General features: G+C 55.7%; 26 protein-coding genes. 19 read left to right on the top strand and 7 right to left on the bottom strand.

Going from position 1 to position 22,906, the window contains the following annotated elements; genetic code table 11:
- Positions 1 to 67: 67 nt before the first annotated feature.
- From phnG to phnN, 13 genes are all read left to right on the top strand, one after another.
- A complete protein-coding gene (gene phnG, locus J2X72_RS07825; RefSeq protein WP_310070407.1) occupies positions 68 to 550 on the top strand; it encodes a phosphonate C-P lyase system protein PhnG in 483 nt (160 codons plus the stop codon).
- The gene (gene phnH / locus J2X72_RS07820) at positions 550 to 1,161 is read left to right on the top strand and encodes a phosphonate C-P lyase system protein PhnH (RefSeq protein ID WP_310070404.1); all 612 of its coding nucleotides are present in this window, start codon (positions 550 to 552) and stop codon (positions 1,159 to 1,161) included. Before phnG ends, phnH begins: the two co-directional genes overlap by 1 nt.
- Before the next feature lie 3 nt (positions 1,162 to 1,164).
- A complete protein-coding gene (locus J2X72_RS07815; protein ID WP_310070401.1) occupies positions 1,165 to 2,271 on the top strand; it encodes a carbon-phosphorus lyase complex subunit PhnI in 1,107 nt (368 codons plus the stop codon).
- Positions 2,272 to 2,398: 127 nt separating this feature from the next.
- Positions 2,399 to 3,292 carry an alpha-D-ribose 1-methylphosphonate 5-phosphate C-P-lyase PhnJ gene (locus J2X72_RS07810; RefSeq protein WP_310070399.1) on the top strand — a complete coding sequence of 298 codons (894 nt, stop codon included), beginning with the start codon at positions 2,399 to 2,401 and terminating at the stop codon, positions 3,290 to 3,292.
- Positions 3,289 to 4,065, top strand: a complete 777-nt coding sequence (phnK, locus tag J2X72_RS07805; RefSeq protein ID WP_310070397.1) for a phosphonate C-P lyase system protein PhnK — start codon at positions 3,289 to 3,291, stop codon at positions 4,063 to 4,065. Before J2X72_RS07810 ends, phnK begins: the two co-directional genes overlap by 4 nt.
- A gap of 9 nt (positions 4,066 to 4,074) precedes the next feature.
- Positions 4,075 to 4,785: a phosphonate C-P lyase system protein PhnL gene (gene phnL, locus J2X72_RS07800; RefSeq protein WP_310070394.1), complete on the top strand. Its 711-nt coding sequence runs from the start codon at positions 4,075 to 4,077 to the stop codon at positions 4,783 to 4,785.
- 226 nt (positions 4,786 to 5,011) lie between these two features.
- Positions 5,012 to 5,845 (top strand): phosphonate ABC transporter ATP-binding protein, encoded by an 834-nt coding sequence (gene phnC / locus J2X72_RS07795; protein WP_210000949.1) that lies wholly within the window; start codon positions 5,012 to 5,014, stop codon positions 5,843 to 5,845.
- Between the two features lie 83 nt (positions 5,846 to 5,928).
- Complete coding sequence (phnD, locus tag J2X72_RS07790) at positions 5,929 to 6,840, top strand: phosphonate ABC transporter substrate-binding protein (protein WP_405044676.1); 912 nt, start codon at positions 5,929 to 5,931, stop codon at positions 6,838 to 6,840.
- A 72-nt stretch (positions 6,841 to 6,912) separates the two neighbouring features.
- Positions 6,913 to 7,872, top strand: coding sequence for a phosphonate ABC transporter, permease protein PhnE (gene phnE / locus J2X72_RS07785; protein WP_210000958.1), 960 nt, complete (start codon positions 6,913 to 6,915; stop codon positions 7,870 to 7,872).
- Between the two features lie 7 nt (positions 7,873 to 7,879).
- Positions 7,880 to 9,220 (top strand): phosphonate ABC transporter, permease protein PhnE, encoded by a 1,341-nt coding sequence (phnE, locus tag J2X72_RS07780; RefSeq protein ID WP_310070385.1) that lies wholly within the window; start codon positions 7,880 to 7,882, stop codon positions 9,218 to 9,220.
- Positions 9,221 to 9,300: 80 nt separating this feature from the next.
- Complete coding sequence (locus J2X72_RS07775; RefSeq protein WP_310070382.1) at positions 9,301 to 10,008, top strand: DUF1045 domain-containing protein; 708 nt, start codon at positions 9,301 to 9,303, stop codon at positions 10,006 to 10,008.
- Between the two features lies 1 nt (position 10,009).
- On the top strand, positions 10,010 to 11,149 hold the full coding sequence (locus J2X72_RS07770) for an alpha-D-ribose 1-methylphosphonate 5-triphosphate diphosphatase (RefSeq protein WP_310070379.1): 1,140 nt from the start codon (positions 10,010 to 10,012) through the stop codon (positions 11,147 to 11,149).
- An 8-nt stretch (positions 11,150 to 11,157) separates the two neighbouring features.
- The gene (phnN, locus tag J2X72_RS07765) at positions 11,158 to 11,772 is read left to right on the top strand and encodes a phosphonate metabolism protein/1,5-bisphosphokinase (PRPP-forming) PhnN (RefSeq protein WP_310070376.1); all 615 of its coding nucleotides are present in this window, start codon (positions 11,158 to 11,160) and stop codon (positions 11,770 to 11,772) included.
- A gap of 59 nt (positions 11,773 to 11,831) precedes the next feature.
- Here phnN and J2X72_RS07760 read toward each other — a convergent pair whose 3' ends face one another.
- Positions 11,832 to 12,926, bottom strand: coding sequence for a porin (locus tag J2X72_RS07760; protein ID WP_310070374.1), 1,095 nt, complete (start codon positions 12,924 to 12,926; stop codon positions 11,832 to 11,834).
- Positions 12,927 to 13,208: 282 nt separating this feature from the next.
- Between J2X72_RS07760 and dusA the strand changes: the two genes are divergently transcribed.
- Entirely contained in the window at positions 13,209 to 14,225 is a 1,017-nt protein-coding gene (gene dusA / locus J2X72_RS07755) for a tRNA dihydrouridine(20/20a) synthase DusA (RefSeq protein WP_310070371.1), read from the top strand.
- Positions 14,226 to 14,228: 3 nt separating this feature from the next.
- On the opposite strand, the gene J2X72_RS07750 is transcribed toward dusA, so the two are convergent.
- From J2X72_RS07750 to J2X72_RS07740, 3 genes are read right to left on the bottom strand one after another with little or no spacing between them, the layout of a single operon-like run.
- Positions 14,229 to 14,933: a TIGR02281 family clan AA aspartic protease gene (locus tag J2X72_RS07750; RefSeq protein WP_310070369.1), complete on the bottom strand. Its 705-nt coding sequence runs from the start codon at positions 14,931 to 14,933 to the stop codon at positions 14,229 to 14,231.
- Positions 14,934 to 14,939: 6 nt separating this feature from the next.
- Positions 14,940 to 15,170: a DUF1289 domain-containing protein gene (locus J2X72_RS07745; protein WP_310070366.1), complete on the bottom strand. Its 231-nt coding sequence runs from the start codon at positions 15,168 to 15,170 to the stop codon at positions 14,940 to 14,942.
- 18 nt (positions 15,171 to 15,188) lie between these two features.
- The gene (locus J2X72_RS07740) at positions 15,189 to 15,962 is read right to left on the bottom strand and encodes an adenosylcobinamide-GDP ribazoletransferase (RefSeq protein ID WP_310070365.1); all 774 of its coding nucleotides are present in this window, start codon (positions 15,960 to 15,962) and stop codon (positions 15,189 to 15,191) included.
- A gap of 124 nt (positions 15,963 to 16,086) precedes the next feature.
- Between J2X72_RS07740 and cobT the strand changes: the two genes are divergently transcribed.
- Positions 16,087 to 17,106: a nicotinate-nucleotide--dimethylbenzimidazole phosphoribosyltransferase gene (cobT, locus tag J2X72_RS07735; RefSeq protein ID WP_210001682.1), complete on the top strand. Its 1,020-nt coding sequence runs from the start codon at positions 16,087 to 16,089 to the stop codon at positions 17,104 to 17,106.
- Positions 17,107 to 17,154: 48 nt separating this feature from the next.
- Here the strand turns inward: cobT and J2X72_RS07730 are convergent, their stop codons facing one another.
- Positions 17,155 to 17,601 carry a DoxX family protein gene (locus tag J2X72_RS07730; protein ID WP_310070361.1) on the bottom strand — a complete coding sequence of 149 codons (447 nt, stop codon included), beginning with the start codon at positions 17,599 to 17,601 and terminating at the stop codon, positions 17,155 to 17,157.
- Positions 17,602 to 17,691: 90 nt separating this feature from the next.
- Entirely contained in the window at positions 17,692 to 19,215 is a 1,524-nt protein-coding gene (locus J2X72_RS07725; protein ID WP_310070359.1) for an ATP-binding protein, read from the bottom strand.
- Between the two features lie 353 nt (positions 19,216 to 19,568).
- Between J2X72_RS07725 and J2X72_RS07720 the strand changes: the two genes are divergently transcribed.
- The 4 genes from J2X72_RS07720 (at position 19,569) to J2X72_RS07705 (ending at position 21,963) form a co-directional block, all read left to right on the top strand.
- The gene (locus tag J2X72_RS07720) at positions 19,569 to 20,129 is read left to right on the top strand and encodes a thermonuclease family protein (RefSeq protein WP_310070356.1); all 561 of its coding nucleotides are present in this window, start codon (positions 19,569 to 19,571) and stop codon (positions 20,127 to 20,129) included.
- Positions 20,129 to 20,740, top strand: a complete 612-nt coding sequence (locus tag J2X72_RS07715) for a glutathione S-transferase family protein (RefSeq protein ID WP_210000987.1) — start codon at positions 20,129 to 20,131, stop codon at positions 20,738 to 20,740. Before J2X72_RS07720 ends, J2X72_RS07715 begins: the two co-directional genes overlap by 1 nt.
- A gap of 21 nt (positions 20,741 to 20,761) precedes the next feature.
- Positions 20,762 to 21,373 carry a uracil-DNA glycosylase family protein gene (locus J2X72_RS07710; RefSeq protein WP_310070353.1) on the top strand — a complete coding sequence of 204 codons (612 nt, stop codon included), beginning with the start codon at positions 20,762 to 20,764 and terminating at the stop codon, positions 21,371 to 21,373.
- A 110-nt stretch (positions 21,374 to 21,483) separates the two neighbouring features.
- The gene (locus J2X72_RS07705) at positions 21,484 to 21,963 is read left to right on the top strand and encodes an Lrp/AsnC family transcriptional regulator (RefSeq protein ID WP_112528551.1); all 480 of its coding nucleotides are present in this window, start codon (positions 21,484 to 21,486) and stop codon (positions 21,961 to 21,963) included.
- 19 nt (positions 21,964 to 21,982) lie between these two features.
- Here J2X72_RS07705 and J2X72_RS07700 read toward each other — a convergent pair whose 3' ends face one another.
- The gene (locus J2X72_RS07700) at positions 21,983 to 22,855 is read right to left on the bottom strand and encodes an NAD(P)-dependent oxidoreductase (protein ID WP_310070350.1); all 873 of its coding nucleotides are present in this window, start codon (positions 22,853 to 22,855) and stop codon (positions 21,983 to 21,985) included.
- Positions 22,856 to 22,906: the final 51 nt, after the last annotated feature.

The following is a 22,906-nucleotide window of genomic DNA, read 5'->3' as shown; positions in this document are numbered from 1 at the left end:
ACCTGATCTATAAAGAGAGATATTGTCTAGTTGTATAGATGACTAGACAAATTTCAGCGAGGTGTCAATGGGCAACGAAAATTCAAGCGCAACTCCCATTTCTGGCGAAGCTGATTTCGGGCGCAAGGCCGCGATGGCCTTGCTGGCACAGGCAACTGCGCAGGAGATGAATGATTTCTGGACGCAGTGGGCGAACAAGCCGCAGGTCGAGACCTTACGTGGGCCGGAAATCGGCCTCGTGATGATGCGGGGACGTATTGGCGGTGGCGGTGCTCCCTTCAACCTCGGCGAAGCGACAGTCACGCGTGCAACAGTGCGACTCGCCAATGGTGCTGTGGGTCACGCTTACGCCCTTGGACGATCGAGTGAGAAAGTCCGACTCGCGGCGATCTTCGACGCGCTGTGGCAGGAGCCGGCCTATCGCCAGACGGTTGAGGAAACGGTCCTCGCCCCAATCGCGCAACGTCTCAACAGCGATCTCGAAGACAGACGTGCCGAAACGGCCGCAACCAAGGTCGACTTCTTCACAATGGTGCGAGGGGATAATTGATGCGCGCAGCAACACAGGTTTACGAAGGCGGTTTCAGCGATGCTGTTTTCAATTCCCAAGAGGTCTTTCGGGCACTGATGGACGCAATGGCTAGCCCGGGCCGCGTCATTGAGATCGGCAATCTGGCGGTTGCTCCGTCGCCGATATCCTCGGTAGCAGCGTCCGTTGCAGCTACATTGTTCGATCATGACGCGACGGTCTGGTGCGACAAGTCGATCACGGGTTCGGTGGCGGCAATTGGCTGGCTGAAGTTTCATACGGGACTTGAACTGACGTCAAATCCATCGGACGCGCAATTTGCGTTGATCGGCGACCTCAATACGATGCCATCATTGGAATCCTTTGCCAAAGGTACCTCGGAATATCCGGATCGCTCTACAACAATTATCCTCCAGCTCGATGGTTTTAACGGGTCAGAAGAACTGACGCTGAGTGGCCCGGGCATCGAGGATACGCAAGGCTTCGCGCCAAGCCAGTTGCCAAAAATGTTCGTTGATCAATGGGCCGCCAATCGCGGCGCATTTCCGCGCGGCATCGACCTTGTCTTGGCTGGTAAAGGCGCACTCGCTGCGTTGCCGCGTACGACGCGCATTTCAAAAAAGGACGCGTGAGCCATGTATGTTGCTGTCAAAGGCGGTGAAGCCGCCATTCGCAATGCGCATAAACTGCTTGGCGACCGCCGCCGAGGCGACCGCTCGCTGCCAGCCATTGGCCTTGACCAGATCGTCGAACAACTTGCATTGGCAGTCGACCGTGTCATGGCCGAAGGATCGCTTTACGACACCGAGCTTGCGGCGCTAGCGGTGAAGCAGGCGCGGGGCGATATGATCGAGGCGATCTTTCTGGTTCGCGCCTACCGCACCACATTGCCGCGCTTTGGCTATACCAAGCCGGTGGAGACTTCGCAGATGGCGATCGAACGGCGGATATCTGCAACTTTCAAGGATTTGCCAGGTGGACAGTTACTCGGTCCGACATTCGACTATACGCATCGCCTGCTCGATCCCGAACTCGCCGAAGATGGGATCGTCGAAACGCCCGAACGCCGCGTTGACGCGCACGAACATACACCACGCGTCACCGATATTCTCGGCCATGACGGTATGATTGAAGCCGACGGCGATATGCCCGAGGGTGTCGAGACAGGCGATCTCACACGGGAGCCGCTGTCGTTTCCGCTGGAGCGCGATTTGCGTTTGCAGGCGCTGGCTCGGGGTGATGAAGGGTTCCTTCTCGGTCTCGCCTATTCGACACAGCGAGGCTACGGCCGCAGCCACCCTTTTGCCGGCGAAATTCGCATCGGCGAGGTCGAAATCGAACTGGAAGTCGCCGAACTCGATTTTCCTCTGACGCTGGGCCGCATTCGTGTCACCGAGTGCCAGATGATCAATCAATTCAAGGGCTCATCCAAACAGCCCCCGCAGTTTACCCGCGGCTATGGCCTCGTATTCGGCCAGAGTGAACGGAAATCCATGTCGATGGCGCTGTGTGACCGCGCATTGCGGGCGAGGGAACTTGGCGAGGACATCACAGCTGCAGCGCAGGACGAGGAATTCGTCATCTCTCACAGTGACAATGTGCAGTCCACCGGCTTCGTGGAGCATCTGAAACTGCCCCATTATGTCGACTTCCAGGCAGAGCTTGACCTCGTGCGTCGCATGCGCGGCGAGCATGAACGCCGCGACAGCGAAAACAGCGAAGCCAAAGAGGCAGCAGAATGAGGAGAGTGAGGTCCGATCATATCGCGCCAGTTCTGTTTCACGGATGGCGCGACAATCCACTAGGGCGCGTCGGCCTCGCCAAATCCCCCGACCTTGAACCAAATTCCCTCAGGCAAAACGGTGCAATATGATCGAATCCCAGTCTCAGCTTGCGACGTATAATTTCGCCTATCTCGACGAACAGACGAAACGGATGATCCGCCGCGCTATCCTGAAGGCAATTGCCATTCCCGGTTATCAGGTGCCGTTCGCGTCGCGCGAAATGCCGATGCCCTATGGTTGGGGTACCGGCGGTGTTCAGGTGACAGCTGCGGTGATTGGCCCGAACGACACGTTGAAAGTGATCGACCAAGGCGCCGACGATACGACCAATGCCGTGTCGATCCGCGCCTTCTTCCAAAAGGTTTCCCATGTTCGGGTGACGACAAAAACGACCGAGGCGACCATCATCCAGACGCGCCACCGCATTCCTGAAACCGCGCTGAACGCTGGGCAAACGCTCGTCTATCAGGTTCCGATCCCGGAACCTCTGCGGTTTCTTGAGCCGCGTGAGACCGAGACGCGAAAGATGCATGCGCTCGAAGAATATGGACTGATGCATGTGAAACTCTACGAGGACATCGCGCGTCACGGCCGTATCGCCACGACCTATGCCTATCCGGTGAAGGTCGAAGGCCGTTATGTGATGGACCCATCGCCCACACCAAAATTCGACAACCCAAAGATGCATCAATCTCCCGCGTTGCAACTATTTGGCGCAGGGCGTGAAAAGCGGATCTATGCCATCCCGCCCTATACCGAAGTTGTCAGCCTGGATTTTGAGGATCATCCATTCGAGATTCAGACATTCTCCGAGCCCTGCGCCCTATGCGGAGCCAAAGGCAGTTATCTCGACGAAGTCATTCTCGATGACAAAGGCGGCAGCATGTTTGTTTGCTCGGATACCGATTTTTGCGAGGATCGGCAGGTGGAGGGCCATCGCGGCCATCTTCCGGCTAATCCTGCGGAGGCAGCACAATGAGCGATATACCACTCCTGAAAGTCAGCGCGCTTTCGAAATTCTACGGAAGCCGGATCGGCTGCCAAAACGTGTCCTTCGAGTTGTGGCCAGGTGAAGTTCTGGCGGTCGTTGGCGAATCCGGTTCAGGCAAGACGACGCTGCTGGACTGTCTGGCAACGCGCCTTGCACCTTCCACGGGTTCGGTCGAGTACCGGATGCGTGATGGCCAGTTCCGAGACCTCTATCGCATGAGTGAGGCGGAGCGGCGCTTTCTGATGCGTACGGATTGGGGCTTCGTCCATCAAAATCCCGCCGATGGATTGCGCATGACCGTATCCGCCGGCGCCAATGTCGGCGAACGGCTGATGGCTGTTGGTGACCGGCACTATGGCAAGATCCGCGCGACCGCTACCGATTGGCTCGGCCGTGTGGAGATCGCCGCTGACCGTATTGACGATCAGCCGCGTGCTTTTTCCGGCGGTATGCGCCAGCGCCTTCAGATTGCGCGAAATCTCGTCACCAATCCGCGACTCGTTTTCATGGATGAGCCGACGGGTGGGCTTGATGTCTCGGTCCAGGCAAGGCTTCTCGATCTGCTTCGAGGTCTTGTAAGCGATCTCGGTCTGGCAGCTATTGTCGTGACGCATGATCTTGCGGTGGCGCGTTTGCTCTCGCACCGAATGATGGTGATGAAGGATGGTCACATCGTCGAGACCGGTCTCACGGATCGTGTTCTTGATGATCCCCAGGCGCCTTACACCCAGCTCCTCGTTTCCTCCATCCTGCAAGTCTAGGAGACAATCATGCCGACACCTCTCGTTGTTTCCGATGTCGCCAAGAGCTTCACCATGCACTTGCGCGATGGTATTCGTCTGCCCGTCGTGGCAAACGTCTCCTTCTCCATCAGGGCCGGCGAATGCGCCGTTCTCGGCGGTCCCTCAGGAGCGGGCAAAAGCTCTATCCTGAAGATGGTCTATGGCAACTATGCCGTTGATCGAGGCCAGATCATCGTGCCTTATCGCGACCGGCTCGTTGACGTTGCGGCCGCTGATCCACGCACAATGCTCGGCATCAGGCGCGACATGATCGGATATGTCAGCCAATTCTTGCGTACGGTACCGCGCGTTTCGGCGTTGGACGTTGTCGCGGAACCGCTGATTGCACGCGGTATTGATCGTAAAGATGCACGCGACAAGGCCGGATTATTGCTTGCCGGACTCAATTTGCCGGAGCGGTTGTGGTCGCTGCCACCGGCGACATTTTCAGGCGGCGAACAGCAGCGCGTCAATATTGCTCGCGGCTTCATAACAGATCATCCGATCCTGCTTCTGGACGAACCAACGGCGTCGCTTGATGCCAAGAACCGCGATGTGGTGGTCTCTATGATCCAGCAGAAGAAGGACGCGGGTGTGGCGATGTTGGGCATCTTCCATGACCAGGATGTGCGGGAAGCTGTTGCCGACAGGATCATCGACGTCACGGCGTTTTCTGTGCCGAATGGCGTAGCGGCATAATTCAACCTTTGGGTTCTATTCGATTTTAATCATCGGTTTTTCGGGAGCGGATCACACAAATTTGTGTGCCGCTCCCGTTCTCTTTTGCACCGTCGAGGTGGGTTTTCCGTGGATAACACATAAGCTGAGAAAGCAATCGGAAGTTGTCACGCAACTGAAATGAAACTGCCATCGCAGGTTCACACAATCCCTCTAGGACGAAGCAGCGGCCAAAAGGGATTGACGAATGCTGAAGATTGAAAACGTGACGCGGCGCTTTGGCAGTAACATCGCCATCGACAACGTCAATGTCGAAATTCCGCAGGGCCAGATGGTTGGCATTATTGGCCGATCGGGCGCAGGCAAGTCGACCTTGCTGCGTATGATCAATCGGCTTATCGATCCTTCCGAAGGCTCGATCCTGTTCGAGGGCACCGATGTCGCTAAGCTGCGCGGTTCGCACCTGCGCAATTGGCAGCGTGATTGCGCAATGATCTTCCAGCAGTTCAACCTTGTGCCGCGTCTCGATGTTCTTACCAATGTGCTTCTTGGCCGTCTGAACCACCGTTCGACAATCAAAAGTCTGCTCGGCATCTTCTCCAACGATGAGCGCGCCATGGCGGTCGCTGCTCTCGACCGGCTCGATATTGCCAAGACCGCCCTGCAACGCGCAGGCACACTCTCCGGAGGGCAGCAGCAGCGTGTCGCCATAGCTCGCGCGTTGATGCAGAATCCGAAAGTCATTCTTGCTGATGAGCCTATCGCTTCACTCGATCCGCGCAATGCGCAGGTCGTCATGGAGTCGTTGCGCGATATCAATGAGAAGGAAGGCCTGACCGTTATCACCAATCTGCACACACTTGATACCGCCCGGCATTTTTGCACCCGGATCATAGGCATGCAGGGCGGCAAGGTGGTTTTCGACGGCGGTCCGGATGATCTGACTGAACTGGCCGCCCGCCGCATCTACGGCGCCGATGGCCTCAAGGACGCGTTTTCAGAAGCAATTACATCGACGAGTATCGTACGCGGTTCACAGAAGCCAATCCCGGAGTTGGAGGCCATTCTGGCCGCGCGTTGAGCGTAAAAGATCGTCTTGCCCACGTTACGGGCCCACACGAACCGATCACAAACTCATTCGACGTTTGACAGGAGAGAACCATGTTGTTCAGAAAAGCCCTTCTAGGCGCAATCGCGGTCAGCGCAATGCTCACCGGCACAATGGCCCGCGCTGAAGACCTCAAGGAATTCCGCATCGGCATTCTCGGCGGCGAGAACGAAACCGATCGCCTGCGGAACTTCGGTTGCCTTGCCGACCACCTCAAAGAGACTTTTGGCTTTGAAAAGGTTTCGCTGTTTCCCGCTGCGGACTACGACGGTGTGATCCAGGGCCTGCTTGGCGGCACACTTGATTTCGCCGAACTTGGCGCTTCCGGCTATGCCGCAGTCTACATCAAGGATCCCAAGGCAGTTACGCCGATCCTCACTACGCAGCAGACAGACGGTTCGACGGGTTACTATTCCATCGGTCTCGCCCGTAAGGATTCCGGCATCAAGACGATTGCCGATGCCAAGGGCAAGACCCTCGGTTATGCCGATCCGGATTCAACGTCCGGCTATCTCGTTCCGTTGACCCAGATTCCCAAGACCACTGGCATGCCGAATGACAAGTTCTTCGCAAAGACCCAGTTCAATGGTGGTCACGAGAACAATCTTCTTGCTGCTTATGACGGCAAGGTCGACGTTGCGGTAGACGATTCTTCCGGCCTCGGTGATTTCAAGGATGGCTACACTTCCGGCACGTTCCGCAAGGAAGTCGACAAGGGCGCTGTCGATCCCAGCCTGCTGGTCGAAGTATGGCGTTCACCTCTTATCCCGAACGGCCCGCTGGTTGTTCGCAACGGCATCGGTGACGAATGGCACGCCAAGCTTGCTGATTTCTTCATGAAATTGCCAGCAACCGACAAGAAATGCTTCGAGGCTGTAGAAGGCGGGGACTTCAAGGGCTACCAGCCTGTGAAGCCCGAATTCTACAACGCGGTCATCGACATCCGCAAAAACGCGATCGGCGGCTAACGCTTGCGATCAATCACGGGGTGGCTGGTAACGGCCGCCCCTTGTCTTGTGCGCTCCATGCGGATCAACTCCATGACGTTTGCCGACCCTCAACCGCAACTGCACAGTTCGCACGACGTAGCCGAGTCTTGGCGCAAAGTCGTCGCACGCCGCCGGATGTACACGAGCCTCGGCTTCCTCCTATTGTTCATCGCGTTCGCAGGTTCCGTTCGTTTCGCCGATGAAAGCAATGCGGGCCATTTTTTCGATCGTCTTCCCCATCTCTTCGATTTTCTCAGCTGGCTCGTGCCAAAGGATTGGAGCGACGTATGGCGGGCACTGTTCGATATCGCAAGCCCCAACGACAAGGGTGGCCAGGAGTTTAATTTCGCTCTTGGCCGGGTCTATATCTGGGGCGATTTCTATATTCCCGAATACTTCGAGTTGATGATCATCACCTTCAATGTGGCTTTGGTATCGACCATTATCGGATTTGTTTTTGCGGTCCCACTCAGCTTCATCGCTGCACGCAATCTTACTCCATCCAATCCACTGCGTATCGCGGTCAAACGGTTCATGGAATTTCTTCGGGCTTTTCCGGAGATTGTCATCGCAGGGTTGTTTTCGGCTATTCTTTCAATTGGACCGATCGCGGCCATTATCGCGATTAGCCTGCATTGCATCGGTGCGCTTGGGAAGCTGTTCTACGAGGTTATCGAGAACGTCGACATGCGCTCGGACGAGGGCATGCGATCTGTAGGCGCCAGCTGGGTGGAACGCGTCCGTTTCGCTGCCATGCCGCAAGTACTACCGAACTTCATGTCCTATGCACTGCTGCGGCTTGAGATCAATGTTCGCGCCTCGACTATCATCGGCGCCGTCGGTGGAGGCGGCATTGGTGAAGAACTGAAGCTGTCAATCTCACGCGGCTTCGGCGCCAAGACCTTGGCGCTCGTGCTGCTGCTCTTCGTCACCATCTTTGCCGTCGATCAGTTTTCCGCCTGGCTGCGACGCCGGCTGGTTGGCGAAAACGCCTTCCTTCTGAAGCATTGAGGATGCCATGACCTTTATCGATGCAAGCCAGGCAGAATCAATCCAGGTGCGCTATCCTGAGGTCTTTCAGCGTTCCTTTTTCAAGCGCTTCGCGCCTTTGCTGATGGTTATCGGCCTATTCCTCTACGGTATCTACGCGGTCTGGTTTTTCGAGATCCCCAAGGCCATATCGGAAGGCCATTGGGAGCGCGTCGGGATTTATCTGAGCCAATGGGTCAGCTACGACGTACAGGCTGAATTTCGGCTGGAAGGCGACACGATCACCCCGAAATATCCGCGATTTTCACCCTTGGGTAATCACCCAAATCCTGATTGGGTCAAACAAAACAACGACCGAACCGTGACCGTCGAAATTCGTGGACCGAACCGGGCGGTGACGTTCAGCGACACCGAAGCAACGCTGACCGCCCATGGCGAGTCCGTGCGAGTAGAGCTGGCGGGCGAAAGGCCTATCGTCTCTGGAAATATACCATCCTGGATCAGCATCTATGATGAAGATGTAGTCGCGGATATGGGCTTTGCCGGAGAAGTGCGTGTCGAGGCTGACCGCATCAAGATCCGCAAACGCTTCCTGGGCTGGGCCAATTTTATCTTCGATCCGCAATCACCCTTTTTTGGAAAATCGGTCGGCGAGGTGATAAGGCTCGTCACGAGCGGCCCTCAGATCGAGCCTGGAAGATCCAACCTGTCGCTGGCCGTCGATAACTTTCTCAACAATGGCGAATGGCAACACGGCGACGTCTGGGTCAAACTCCTGCAGACGATCATCATGGCGTTTCTTGGAACAATTTTAGGTGCGGTCGTGAGCTTTCCCTTGGCATTCCTTGCCGCACGCAACATCACATCAAGCCGCTTCGTCAATCAATCGTTCAAACGTTTCTTCGATTTTCTGCGCTCGGTCGACATGCTGATCTGGGCTTTGTTCTTCACCCGTGCATTTGGACCGGGTCCGCTTGCAGGTAGTGCTGCGATTTTCCTGACCGAGACCGGTACACTCGGCAAAATCTACTCCGAAGGGCTTGAAAACATCGACGACAAGCCGCGCGAAGGTGTTCAATCGACCGGTGCAAGCCATGTCCTGATTCAACGCTATGGCGTCATGCCGCAAGTGGTGCCGGTCATGATCAGCCAGACACTTTATCAATGGGAATCAAATATTCGCGGTGCGACTATCATCGGTGCGGTCGGTGCTGGCGGCATCGGTCTTAAACTCTGGGAAGCGATGCGCACCAACAAGAATTGGGAAAACGTCGCCTATATGGTCCTCTTGATCCTGTTGGTTGTGTTTATCTTTGACGGCATATCCAATGCGCTGCGTTCGCGGCTGATCGGCAAGCCACAGCACTAGGGTCAAGCCTATTAATATGACGGCATTCAAAGGCTTGTCATAATCGGAGCGTAACGCGAGAGTGTTCCGGAGGAATCAATATGCGCTATGCGATCTATTTCACGCCGCCATCAAGTGACCCGCTTCTGAAAGTCGCGGCCAATTGGCTTGGTCGAAATGCCTTTACCGGGCAACCGGTAAGGCCACCGCAGATCCGCGACCTTGCCCACGAGGATTTCACGCTCTTGACGGCATCGGCACGTCGCTACGGCTTTCATGGTACCTTGAAAGCTCCGTTTCATCTTGCCGATGGCTTTGAGGAAAAGGAGCTTTTGTCGGCTCTTATGCATTTTGCCTCATCCATGGATCCAGTCGTGATTCCGAAACTACAGATCGCCAACCTTGACGGATTTTTTGCTTTGGTTCCGGAGGAACCGGTAGCGCGTCTCAGCCAATTGGCGAACGACGTCGTTGTCGGACTTGACCGCTTCCGTGCTCCTCCAACGGAGGAGGAAATCAAACGGCGCAATCCAGACAGAATGACAGTGTCGCAGCGGCGAAATCTCGAACAGTGGGGTTATCCCTATGTTTTTGAGGATTTTCGCTTCCACATGACGCTTACCGATATGGTGCCGGAACGCGACCGCCCTAAAATAGAACGGATTTTGAGCGAATTCCTTGAGCCGGTTCTGGAAGAGCCTGTCGAGATAAATAATCTGGCCCTTTTTACCGAAGCCGAACCCGGTTTCCCCTTTGAAATACACTCACTGCATCCACTAGCAGGAACCAACAGAAGAAAGACCGCCTAAGATGTCTGCCGAATTGATCCTGAACAATGCGAAAATCGTCCTTGAAGATGAGGTCATCTCCGGGACGGTTGTGATCAGAGATGGCAAGATCGCCGACATCCTGGAAGGCTCGATTTCTGGCGGCGAGGATTTTGAGGGTGATTACCTCATTCCCGGACTGATCGAACTGCACACGGATCACCTCGAGGGGCACTACATGCCACGTCCGCGGGTGCGCTGGAATCCGATCGCGGCGGTTCTTGCGCATGATGCGCAAATCGCAGCATCGGGGATTACCACGGTTTTCGATGCCCTGCGGGTCGGACTCGATGAAGATGCGGACATGTCCGCGGATGAAAGCCGCAAGCTTGCCGATGCGATTGAAAATAGTGTGGAGCAGGGCCGGTTGCGAGCCGATCACTATATCCACTTGCGCTGTGAAGTATCGGCATCTGATTGCCTTGAGGGCTTTGCCCACTTCGACAATGACAGCCGTGTCCGGCTGGCCTCTTTGATGGATCATGCACCGGGACAGCGGCAGTTCGTTAGTCTGGAGACCTATGCCTACTACTACCAACGTAAGCTGAAGCTTTCCGACAAGGAATTTAACGCGTTCTGCGAGAAAAGAATGGCGGAATCAGCGAAGAATTCCGGACCGCAGCGCAAGGCCATCGCTGAACTTTGCCGTGAGCGCGGAATTGTCCTTGCCAGCCATGATGATGCGACCCGGGCCCATGTGGACGAAGCGGTGGAGCAGGGCATTCATGTGGCGGAGTTTCCAACGACGCTCGAAGCTGCCGCTGCATCGAAGCAGGCTGGACTTTCAGTGCTGATGGGGGCGCCGAATGTGGTGCGTGGCGGATCGCATTCAGGAAATGTGTCGGCACGCGAACTGGTCGAACACGGCCATCTTGATATTCTGTCATCTGACTACATTCCGTTCAGCCTGATCCAATCGACCTTTTTTCTTGGGGAAACGGTCGATGGAATCACGCTTCCGGACGCCGTGCGTCTGGTAACCAAGAACCCAGCAAAGGCTGTGGGATTCGATGACCGGGGCGTTGTCGAGCTCGGCAAGCGCGCTGATCTCGTGCGGGTGCGTGTCGATGAACACATTCCCGTGGTGCGTACCGTATGGCGCGAAGGCCGCCGGGTCGTATGATGGCCGGAATGATAGAGCGCGCGCTCAATCCCGCCGCCGCACCGCTCCGCAATGGTGCTTTTGTTGCCGTTGTTGGGCCGAGCGGGGCAGGGAAAGACACGATCATTGATTTTGCCCGCGCTGAACTGAACACGCAGCCTGGCTACCATTTCGTTCGCCGTGTCGTTACTCGTCCGTCGTCGATAGATACGGAAGATCATGATACTCTGAGCGAAGAGCAGTTCCTGGTGGCCAAGCGGGCAGGCAAATTTGCACATCTGTGGGAAGCGCATGGCCTGCATTACGGCTTGCCGAAATCCGTTGACGACGAGATCGAGCGCGGCTCTATAGTGATCGCCAATGTCTCGCGCGGTGTATTGCCCGCTCTACGTGCAGCCTACGCCAATTTTGTTGTGGTCCATATCACCGCATCGCATGACGTTCTGGCAAAAAGGCTGGCGTCACGCGGGCGCGAAGACGCTGCTGAAATACAGCGCCGTCTGATGCGGGCTGCACCTAATCCGTGCGATCCGGCGGATGCGATTATCATTGACAATTCCGGAGCCGTTTCGGCCGCTGGAAATGAGTTCATTGCGATCCTGAAAAGAACCGCCGCGTTTGCTGCAGTCTCGGAACAGATTTAACCGACTTTCAGCAGAGATCCGGAGGTACCGTCTCTGGATCTCCCTAACTATCTCAACGTTTAGAAGTTGCGCTGGAAGCGGATGATGCCGCCGAACGCATCGTCGCTGCCGCCTTCCGCGAGTGCTTCATCCTTACGGGCACCATCAAACTTGGTATAGTTGATTTCAGGCGTGATCGTGAAGCCTGGAACAAGCTCGTAAGCCACATTAAGAGCAAGAGCATACGTGCCTTCGGATTCGTAGGCCGCCTGGCCATTGATCGTCGCCTTGTCGGCCACCTTGGCGGCGAAACCGCCCCAAGCCGCCCAGTCGCCTTCCCAGAGGCCGTACCAGTTCTTGTTGGTATTGGTTACGAATGAATCCGGGTCATAGTCGGATTGATAAGCGCCCATGACCCAGGCTGAGATCGTATCCGTGAATTTTACATCCAAACGCGCCTTGACGCCAATTGCCTCTTGCACCGAGTCGTAGCCAATAATACCGGAGATTGTACCCCAGCCCTGTTCGAATTTCGCGCCTGCAAGAACGTGCGGCATGTAGTCGTCGATAGTATAATCGTAGTCCCCTTCTACCGAGCCCTGTTCGGCGGCAATGATAGCCGAGAAACCATTGCCAGCCTTGTAGGTATAGCTGATCTCGTTACTGGAGAAACTATCGCTGCCATACTGGATCACGTCGTCATTGACGATATCACCTGCATAGCCGGCCCATGAACCGAAGATTGCGTCGTTGACGCCGATCTGAAAGCCGCCGAGTTCAATATAGGCTTGATGAAGGGTGCCACCATCGTCCTCGCCATCGGTGTACTGGAACCGGCCGTCGATGTAGGAGCGTAACGTGCCGAGTTCGGTTTCCGAGCGTGCGTCAAACCGAAGCTCGGCACGAGTGCTCTTGCTCCAAGTGTCGTTCTCGCCGCCTACATGCCCACCGGTATAGACATCGTCACCGGCAGCTGCATCGTAACGCAAATACCCGCCGATCTTGAGGCAGGTTTCAGTTCCTGGGATGTAGAAGAAGCCGGCGCCGTAAGCGTCACATACCCTTACATATTCAATGGGCTCTGGCTCTGCCACGACTACCGCGTCTGCAGCGCGGGCGCTGGCTGCTACCATGAGTGCGGCAGCCGAGCCGAGGAGGAAGCTTTTGATGTTCATTTCCAATCTCCGATTACAAAGATAGTCACAAGCTCATGTCCCCAAACGATCCATATTCCTGTTCAATGACAGGCGCAAAACCTAAGCACTATCGAACTGCGGGTTCTGAAATGCTTGTTGCTACTTTACAACGAGACCTGACAAAACGTCGTGATTTTCACCGGAGCGTAGAGAAGCTGGCGGGTTGGACAATCGCCGCTTAGCGTTCTATGAGGACCACCAGATGTTGGTAAGCAGCGCCTGGTACACTATATGCCGAGTACGCAAACGGACGTTTCCATAGTGACGAACCAAGTTGATATAAGTGAAAACTACAAGCGCAACCGTTTTGCGGTAGCGCCGATGATCGATTGGACGGACCGGCATTGTCGGACCTTCCATCGGCAGTTCACGCGTCATGCCTTGCTCTATACGGAGATGGTCGTTGCTGATGCTGCAATCCACGGCAATCGCGAGCGCATTCTTGGGTTTGCCGAAGCGGAACATCCCGTTGCGCTCCAATTGGGTGGGTCCGACCCCATCAAGCTCGCTGAAGCAGCGCGTATCGGCGAAGCCATGGGTTACCAGGAAATCAATCTCAATGTCGGCTGCCCCTCTGACCGCGTTCAATCCGGCACATTCGGTGCTTGCTTGATGAAAACGCCGCACATCGTTGCGACGAGCGTCGAAGCGATGAAACGAGCTGTGGCAATTCCCGTGACGGTCAAGTGCCGTATCGGTGTCGACGACCAGGATACGGAAACCGCTCTTGATGAACTCGCAAGCGGTGTCTTCCATGCTGGTGCTGATGCATTGTGGGTGCATGCCCGCAAGGCTTGGCTGAAGGGGTTGTCACCCAAGGAAAACCGCGATATTCCGCCGCTGGACTATGATCGCGTCTACCGTCTGAAACAGCAAAATCCGAGTCAATTCATAGGGATCAACGGCGGCATTCAGGCGCTTGATGAAGCGCTTGATCATTTGAATCATGTTGACGGTGTTATGCTTGGCCGCGCGATCTACAACAACCCGATGCTGTTGCTCGAAGTCGATAGAAGCATATATGGCAGCGAAAGCGCCGTGCCATCAATCGACATGATCATAGACCACATGTGCGAGTATGCGGACGCCCATATCGCGCGCGGCGGTCGATTGTCGCACATTACGCGGCACCTGGTGGGTCTGTTCCACGGCGCCGCCGGTGCACGGCGCTGGCGCCAAATACTGTCGACTGAAGCCAATCAAACGGATGCAACCAGTGCTGTGATCCGGCTGGCGTATGCGGCGATCGAGACCGCCTCGACAGAGAAAGCTGCCTAAACTCTAGTCTGACAGAACCAGCCGGTCGCCGCGTACGGAAAAGCCGCTGAGTGTGTTGAGGAAATTCATGCCGAGCAGGCTGCCCGCCATTTGCCCATCTGCAGTCACCATCGCCCGGATGTTACGGCGTTCGATGGCACCTATCCTGATGCTGTCCAACGTGACGTTAGCCGCAGTTGCCATGCCATTGGCGGTCATGATTGGCGTTTTGTAGGAGAGCTTGTCCGGATTAAGCCCGGCGCGGCGTGCATCTTGCGCGGAGAGCACGATCGATGAGGCGCCGGTATCGATGATGAATGGTACCGTAGCACCATTTACGTCGCCGCGAACTTCGAAATGACCGCTATCCGCCTTGGCTAGGGTCACCGTGATTGTGCCGTCACCATCTCGATTGGAGATTGGGCTTCCAGGGATTAGTCCTGCCGTTATCCGGTGGCCAACATCTTGCAACTCGTAACGGTATTGATAGCCGGCAACGATCCCAAGAAAAATGACGATCCAGATCGCCATACTGCGTAAAAAATGGCCGAGCGGAATTCCGGAACCAAGCAGGGCCGAACCAAGCACGACACCCCAGATGCCCATATAAGCGAAACGGGCAAAATCATCATTGGCGATGCCCAGGGTTGAACCACTGTCATTGTTTGCCATCAATAGGAGCAAGGTTGCGCCTATCAGGGCAACGATAATCCAGAACAAGCGGCCCATCTTCGATTAACCTTCTTGCCTTTCGCGCGCCATACGGCTGCGCCGCGTTTCGCGGCGCGGGCGCCGTTCAACTGTCTCAAGCCGGTCCGGCAGGCTCGCCATGACGTTGCGGCGCGTCTCAGGCGACATTATTGACCATGTACCTATTTCCTCGCGCGTGCGCCCGCAACCGAAGCAGAAGCCGGTCTTCATATCGATTGCGCAGACGAGGATGCAGGGTGACTCGATGATGCTCATTTCAAAGATTTGGTACGGCTAAAGGGCAATGACAAGGCCGAGCAGCAGTGAAATTGTCGCGAGTTGCTGCATGGCCCCCAACGTGTCACCCGTTTGTCCGCCGATCTTTTTGCGGCAAAGTGCGGAGAAACCGACAAAGACGAGTGCGGTCAAACATGCTCCGACAACGATTGCCAATGGCCCGCCAACAACGCCATAGCCGATTGCAAGAACGACAGCGCCGAGGAGGAGAGCAAAATTGGCCGCTTCGGCAGGTGGAGATCCCGCTTGGTCGGCGACTCCACCCGCGCGTGCGGATGGCAGGCTCTGCCAGAATTTTGCCATGACGGCGCGGCTGGCAGCTTCTGTCCCTATGATGACAGCTACCCCATGGATTACACCGACCTCGTCGAGTATCGTGGCAAGCAGCGCTGTCCGCAGGAACACAGAGACTATCAGTGCAAGTACACCGTAGGAACCCGCCGCCGAATCCTTCATAATCTCTAGCCGCCGGTCGATGGACGTCCCGCCGTAAAAGCCGTCAGCTACGTCAGCAAGTCCGTCCTCATGCAATGCACCGGTGGTGATGATCAATGCGACGACAATCAATAACGCCGAGACGATTTCGGGAAGATCAAGTGCATGCGTGATCAGCAGGATAAGCGAAGCGGGCAGGGCGATAAGCACACCCGCCAGGGGAAAGCCCCGCACGGTACCACTTAGCGAACCGCCATAGCCTTCGAACCAGACCTGCGGGACGGACAGTCGCGAGAGAAAGGCCAGCGCCCGCATCGTGTCATTGAGCAAATCCATGCTGCAGCCTTTGAATCACTGACGTCGCGACACTCTGCGCCGCGGGTTGACCTTTGCGTTTTCTCTCCCAGCGCTTATAGGACGGTGTTTGCTAATTTGCCATGAAGAGTTGATCGCAAGGGATATCATGACCACTGGCCTGCCGTTTGACGATTTTCGTACTCTCATCGAGACATTGCCTGGACCCGACGAGGCCGCAGTTGCCGCCGTGCGCAAGCGCGATGCGACGTTGACGAAGCCACCGGGTGCACTTGGACGTTTGGAAGAGATTGTCGAATGGCTTGCCGCCTGGACAGGGCGTTCGCGCCCGCAGATCACCCGGCCACTTGTCGCAGTCTTTGCGGGCAATCACGGCGTCACCGCCAAAGGTGTTTCACCTTATCCGTCCTCCGTCACGGCGCAGATGGTCGAAAATTTTGCAGCGGGCGGCGCCGCGATCAACCAGATCTGCATCGCCAACGACCTTGGTCTGAAAATCTTTGACCTAGCGCTTGAGTACCCGACTGCTGATATCACCGAAGAAGCAGCCATGGACGAAAAGACCTGCGCAGCGACCATGGCGTTCGGGATGGAATCGATCGCTGGCGGTACTGACCTTCTTTGCATCGGCGAAATGGGGATTGGCAATACGACGATCGCCGCGGCGATATTCCACGGTCTCTATGGCGGTACTGCAGAGGAATGGGTTGGGCCGGGCACCGGTGCCAACAGCGAAGGAATGAAGCGCAAGGCCGACGCTGTGCGCACAGCAGTCGCTCTCCACGCTTCGCATTTGAAAGATCCACTGGAAGTGCTGCGCCGCCTGGGTGGGCGCGAAATCGCTGCAATGGCTGGTGCCATTCTTGCTACGCGGGTCGAAAAAATCCCGGTTATCGTCGATGGCTATGTGGCCACTGCCGCCGCGGCGATCTTGCATGCTGCGAATCCGGAAGCGATCGACCACTGCCTGTTCGGCCACGTCTCAGCGGAACCAGGCCATCGCAAGGTTTTAGAGAAATTGGGCAAAAAGCCATTGCTCGACCTTGGAATGCGGCTGGGCGAGGGTACCGGCGCGGCACTTGCAGCGGGCATCGTCAAGGCAGCCGTACTCTGCCACAGCGGTATGGCGACGTTCGATCAGGCGGGCGTCAGCAATCGCGATTGAATAAGAAAAGGGCCCGCAAAAGCAGGCCCTTTTTCAAATGGCAGGAGTTCAAAACTCCTTGCCAATCCTGGCATCAAGGGAGTGCTTGCTCGCGCCACGAATGACGAAGACAAAGAGGATTGCCGTCCACAGGATAGATTTCTCTGAACCGCTCCAACCCTGCCCCTGCACAAAACCGTGGAAGTATATTGTGACTGCAAGCACGATCGCCGTCGCGAACGCTGCTGGGCGCGTGAGCAGGCCAATGGTCAGTAAAATGCCACCAAAGAACTCGGTGGCGGCGAGAAGCGGCGACCAGAACACGCCCGGATAGAAGCCGAGGCCTTCGACCATTTCCACCGAGCCCATCGGATTGACGATCTTGCCCGACCCGTGCACGACGAGCGCAACGCCAGCCACCACCCGCAGGATCGTTTCGGAGATATCACCGAGAGCGGCATAGATGCCACCCAGAGCGGGGATGATCAAAGGACGGTTATTGCCGGTTGAATTCATTGAGAAATGTTCCGTTCATTGTTGCGCTGTCATGAGCAATGCAGGGCCGCTCACCAACGAGCAAATAACAATAAATTGAACTTGAGTAATCTAGGCAGCTTTTTTATGGAAAGGCTTGCTGCGCTTTGCAGGGGTGCCCTGAAGTACGCGGCTGCGCGGGAACGTAGCGAGCGCTTCCGTCCCTTCGCGCAATTTGGAGAACAGATGAAACTCGCCATCGTGGATGTGGACCAACGCCTGAACGATGGGCAGACCGAGACCGGTTCCCTGTTCGGCATTTTTGATGGCAATCGAACCCTGGCCGAAAGCTGAAAGTACGATGGGTATTTCTTCCGGCGGAATTCCCGGTCCAGTGTCGCGGACCGAAATGTACTGACCACCTCCAGCGGTCCAGCCTACTTTGACATAGATCTTGCCGTTTGGTGGCGTGAACTTGACCGCATTGGCCATGAGATTGAGCAATATCTGACGTATCGAGCGCTCATCGGCAGTGAGGCGCAGCATCCCGGTCTCGAACTGGGGAATAAGGGCGATATCCTTGTTGCGCGCCTTCAAATTCATCATGTGGATGCATTCGCTGGCAATGTCGGTCAGCAGCAGCGGCTCATCGTTGATGGAGTATCGCCCTGCCTCGATCCGGCTCAGATCGAGTATTTCATTGATGAGGTTGAGCAGATGTTCGCCAGAAGCATGAATATCGCTGGCATATTCCCGGTATGTCCCGTTCTGGATCGGCCCCAGCACCTCCTTGGCCATGACCTCCGAGAACCCCAGGATTGCGTTGAGGGGCGTGCGTAGCTCGTGGCTCATCGAAGCCAGAAAGCGCGACTTGGCAAGATTGGCTTCCTCAGCGCGCCGTCTGCCTTCGTCGGACATGGCGTTTGCCGTTTCAAGTTCGGCGATCAATGCATCTTTCTCTGCCTGCAACGCCAATGTGATTGCAACCGATTGGTTGAGCCGGGTTGCAACCAGATAAAAAAAAGCGAGCCCCGCAACGAGCATGATTACCATCGTTGCCTGCACCGGATTGTCGAAATGCGTCCAAGCCAGCAGGGTGTAGGTCAGGACTGGTAGGGCGAATGCCGCGAGAATGGCCGCACGAAGTGCTGACGAGATAATGGCGGTAATCGCCATAGCCAGAATAATGACCACGGCCTTGACCACGGGAAACAGATTGGTGCCGCAGGCGGCGCAATCGAGGAAGGTGAAGTAGGCCCATCCCAAACTGGTCATGAAATGACCGCTCAGATAGATTATTTGCCATTTCCGGATTTCCTCGTTGGCGAGGCCAATCTTCTCCAGGTGGCGTGCAAGAAGCCCCAGTATCACATAGAGTCCGATGGCGAAGCCGGCCCACAAAACAATCGTTTTGTCGAAACCTGCGAACACGCCTATCACGACAATCATGGCTATCAGAAGCGGGATAGTCGCTGAGTTGATGATCAAGGCACGCGTATGCATGAAGAGCAGTTCGCGATCGAAATGATGGATGCCCGCGCGCTCCATCAGGCGGTCACGCGCTCCGCGCATGACGACAGTCAGATCCTTGTTGCGCGGCAATTTGCGACGATCAACAACATTCTTGTCTGCACTGGTCGCGTCGAGTGATGCCATGCGCCTCGTTCCAGATATGTCCATAGCTCTGCACTTGTGGCAGCATTGCATCGCAAGGCTATTCAGAAATGATTAACACTCCATCAAACCAATACAGCAAATGGTATCGATCGGATCAGGTCGTAACCTTATAAATCGGGTAGAGATGGCGCTTGAAACGGCAAGAAGATGCGAGGAGAAGCGTGGGGGTATCCGACAAGATGGCCTCATCGATCTATAAGTTCACAACCTAGCTCAAGGGCCTCTATGAAGCTGCCAGTTGCGATGAAACGACCATGAACCGAGGGTACCGCAGCTTTCGTCGCAGATGGCGACGGCCGCCGCCGTCGCCGCGTTCATTCGGGCGCAAACTGGTGGACTACAGCCTGATGGTCATCTTCTTTGTGCTTGTTGCCCTGCTGGCGGCTAAACTCGGCCAACCAAAAGCTCCGACACAATCGCTCGCGGGCAGGGCCTATGTCATTGACGGCGACACGCTGTCTATTTCAGGCAACCATATTCGTCTCCAGGGCATCGATGCTCCCGAGCTCGATCAGAGTTGCGGCGCCAATGCTTGCGGGAAAGCTGCCAGGCAAACGTTGGTGCAGTTGATCCAGGGCAGACCAGTTCGCTGCGATGAGAACGGCCACGATAAATACAATCGCAGCCTGGCTGTTTGCTTTGTTGACGCGATAAATCTCAATCGTGCCATGGTTGAGGCTGGACAGGCGATTGCTTATGGCGATTATCGTGATGCAGAACTGCAAGCTCGAAGAGACAATAAAGGTCTGTGGTCGGGAAAATTTGAGACGCCGCAAGATTGGCGCAGGGAGCATGAGCGGGTGCCTGAAGCGCCGCAACCGCAACCCAACCATGCACAGGACCTGATTGACCAATTCATAGAATGGATCCGAGGTTTAGTGGGAGGACTCTGATGAAACTATACGATGGAGGCCGCGCGCCCAATCCACGCCGCATTCGTATTTTCCTGGCGGAAAAGGGCATCGAAGTGCCCTTGGTACCCGTTGACATGACCGCCATGGAACACAAGACGCCTGAATTTACGGCTCTCAATCCATTTCAGCGGCTGCCAGCGCTCGAGCTCGACGATGGTACGGTTATCAGCGAATCGGTGGCAATCTCACGCTACTTCGAGGAATTGTATCCCGACCCGCCATTGTTTGGTACGGGCGCCCTTGGCAAGGCGCAGGTGGAAATGTGGAACCGCCGCGCTGACCTCCATCTCCTCACCGTCGTGATGGCAGCATTTCGCCACACGCACCCTGCCATGGTCGAATGGGAGGTTCCACAGATCCCGGCTTGGGGCGAAGCTAACCGGCCGAAAGCGTTGGCGTCGATGAAGATTATGGATGATCAACTCGCAGCGAACGAGTTTTTGGCAGGTGATGCGTTTTCGATTGCGGATATCACGCTGCTTGTGTCGATCGACTTCTTAAAACTCGCCAGGATACAAATGCCTGAAGAGCTGGGTAACCTCCGGCGTTGGCACGGTGCGGTGTCGAGCCGCCCCAGCGCCAAAGCGTGAGATTAGAACGACTTGCCGCCAATGCTGGATACCTTGTCGTCGGAAATCAGGTCGTGCCGGATATGCCGGGATGCTCCACGGTATGGCATGCCACTGCCAGATGAACCCAATCCGGTTTGCGTGCTCTCGGCAACAGCGCGCATAGTCATTTGCGGGCAGGCGCCGGGCATTCGCGTACACAACACGGGTGTGCCGTTCAACGATCCCTCTGGCGTCCGCCTGCGGGACTGGCTTGGCGTTGATCGCGAAGCATTCTACGATCCGGACAAGTTCGCCATTGTCCCGATGGGATTCTGCTTCCCCGGATATGACGCGCATGGGAGCGATCTTCCACCTCGGCGAGAATGCCGCGAAACATGGCATGATCGTGTGTTTCATTCCATGCCGCAGATCGAACTTGTTTTGACGATCGGCCAATATGCGCAAGCCTACCATCTCCGAAGCCGTCGCCGCGCCAGTATGACCGAAACGGTGTTGAACTGGCGCGACTACTTCGAGCCAGAATCGGGACCGTCAATTCTGCCGTTGCCGCATCCGTCGTGGCGCAACAGCTCCTGGTTGAAAAAGAATCCGTGGTTCGCGCAAGACGTTCTCCCCTTGCTTCAGGAGAAGGTCAGAATTCTAACTTCATAAGCTGTGGAACGAAATTTTTGCCTAATTTGAAAAGTTTAGAATAATTTTCTTGTACGCTGCCGGATTATCAGACCATAAAGTATCTCATTCCAATGGGACTGTAAGCAAACATGGACAGACTCGACCGAAAGATACTTCGTCTCCTGCAAGAGGATGCAACGCTTGCCGTAGCGGATGTTGCCAAGAAAGTCGGACTTTCGACAACGCCTTGCTGGCGCCGCATCCAGAAGCTGGAAGAAGACGGTGTGATTCAGCGACGTGTCGCCATTCTCGATCCTGTCCGCGTCAATACGCGAGTGACGGTCTTTGTCTCGATCCGTACCGGATCTCACAGCAATGAATGGCTGAAGCGCTTTTCCGAAGTTGTTCAGGAGTTCCCGGAAGTGGTTGAATTCTATCGCATGAGCGGAGATGTCGACTATCTCTTGCGCGTCGTCGTGCCGGATATCGCTGCGTATGATGCGGTCTACAAGCGCCTGATCAGTAAGATAGACATTCGGGATGTATCGTCTGCGTTCGCCATGGAACAGATCAAATACACCACCGAATTGCCGCTCGATTACATGAGCATCGAGAAAGAGTCGAATTGAGACTCTCCGTTTGCGTAGATTACTTTTTCTCCAGTCGTGCCAGCAGAGATGATGTGTCCCAGCGATTGCCGCCCATGACCTGAACATCTTTGTAGAATTGATCCACTAATGCAGTTACCGGCAGTTTGGCATTGTTGCGGTTGGCTTCTGCCAGACAGATACCAAGGTCCTTACGCATCCAGTCTACCGCAAAGCCGAAATCGTATTTTCCGGCATTCATCGTCTTGTGGCGGTTTTCCATTTGCCAGGAACCAGCAGCGCCCTTGGAAATCACCTCGATGACTTTCTCGATATCGAGACCCGCTTGTTTGCCGAAGTGAATGCCTTCGGCAAGTCCCTGGACCAACCCGGCAATGCAGATCTGATTGACCATTTTGGTCAATTGTCCAGCACCGGCCGGTCCCATAAGACCAACCATCTTGGCAAAGCATTCGATGACCGGTTTTGCCTGGTCGAATGCGTCTTGCTCGCCGCCGACCATAACGGTGAGCGCGCCATTTTCCGCGCCCGCCTGACCACCGGATACGGGAGCGTCGAGAAAGTGAATGCCACGCTCGCGGGCTGCCGCGTCGAGTTCCCGGGCAGCTTCCGCAGATGCTGTGGTGTTGTCGATGAAAACGGCGCCTTTCTTCATCGACTGGAATGCTCCGTTTTCACCAGTCGTCACCGCGCGCAGATCGTCGTCATTGCCAACACATGAAAAGACGAAATCTTTGTCCCTTGCCGCTTCCCCTGGCGTTGCCGCATAGGCGCCACCAAATTGCTGGGCCCATTTCTTGGCCTTCTCGCCACTGCGATTGAAGACCGTAACGTCATGGCCGCCGCGCGATTTCAAATGACCCGCCATCGGATATCCCATGACGCCAAGACCAATAAAAGCGACTGTTGCCATTCCTTAGTTTCCTCTGTCAGATAGGCCATGTGGTGAGTATCGGGGACGTTA

Origin of the sequence: Phyllobacterium sp. 1468 (genome assembly GCF_031455525.1) — a bacterium.
GTDB lineage: Bacteria > Pseudomonadota > Alphaproteobacteria > Rhizobiales > Rhizobiaceae > Phyllobacterium.
The sequence above is the reverse complement of the archived record's forward strand: the minus strand, read 5'-3'. Positions and strand labels throughout refer to the sequence as shown.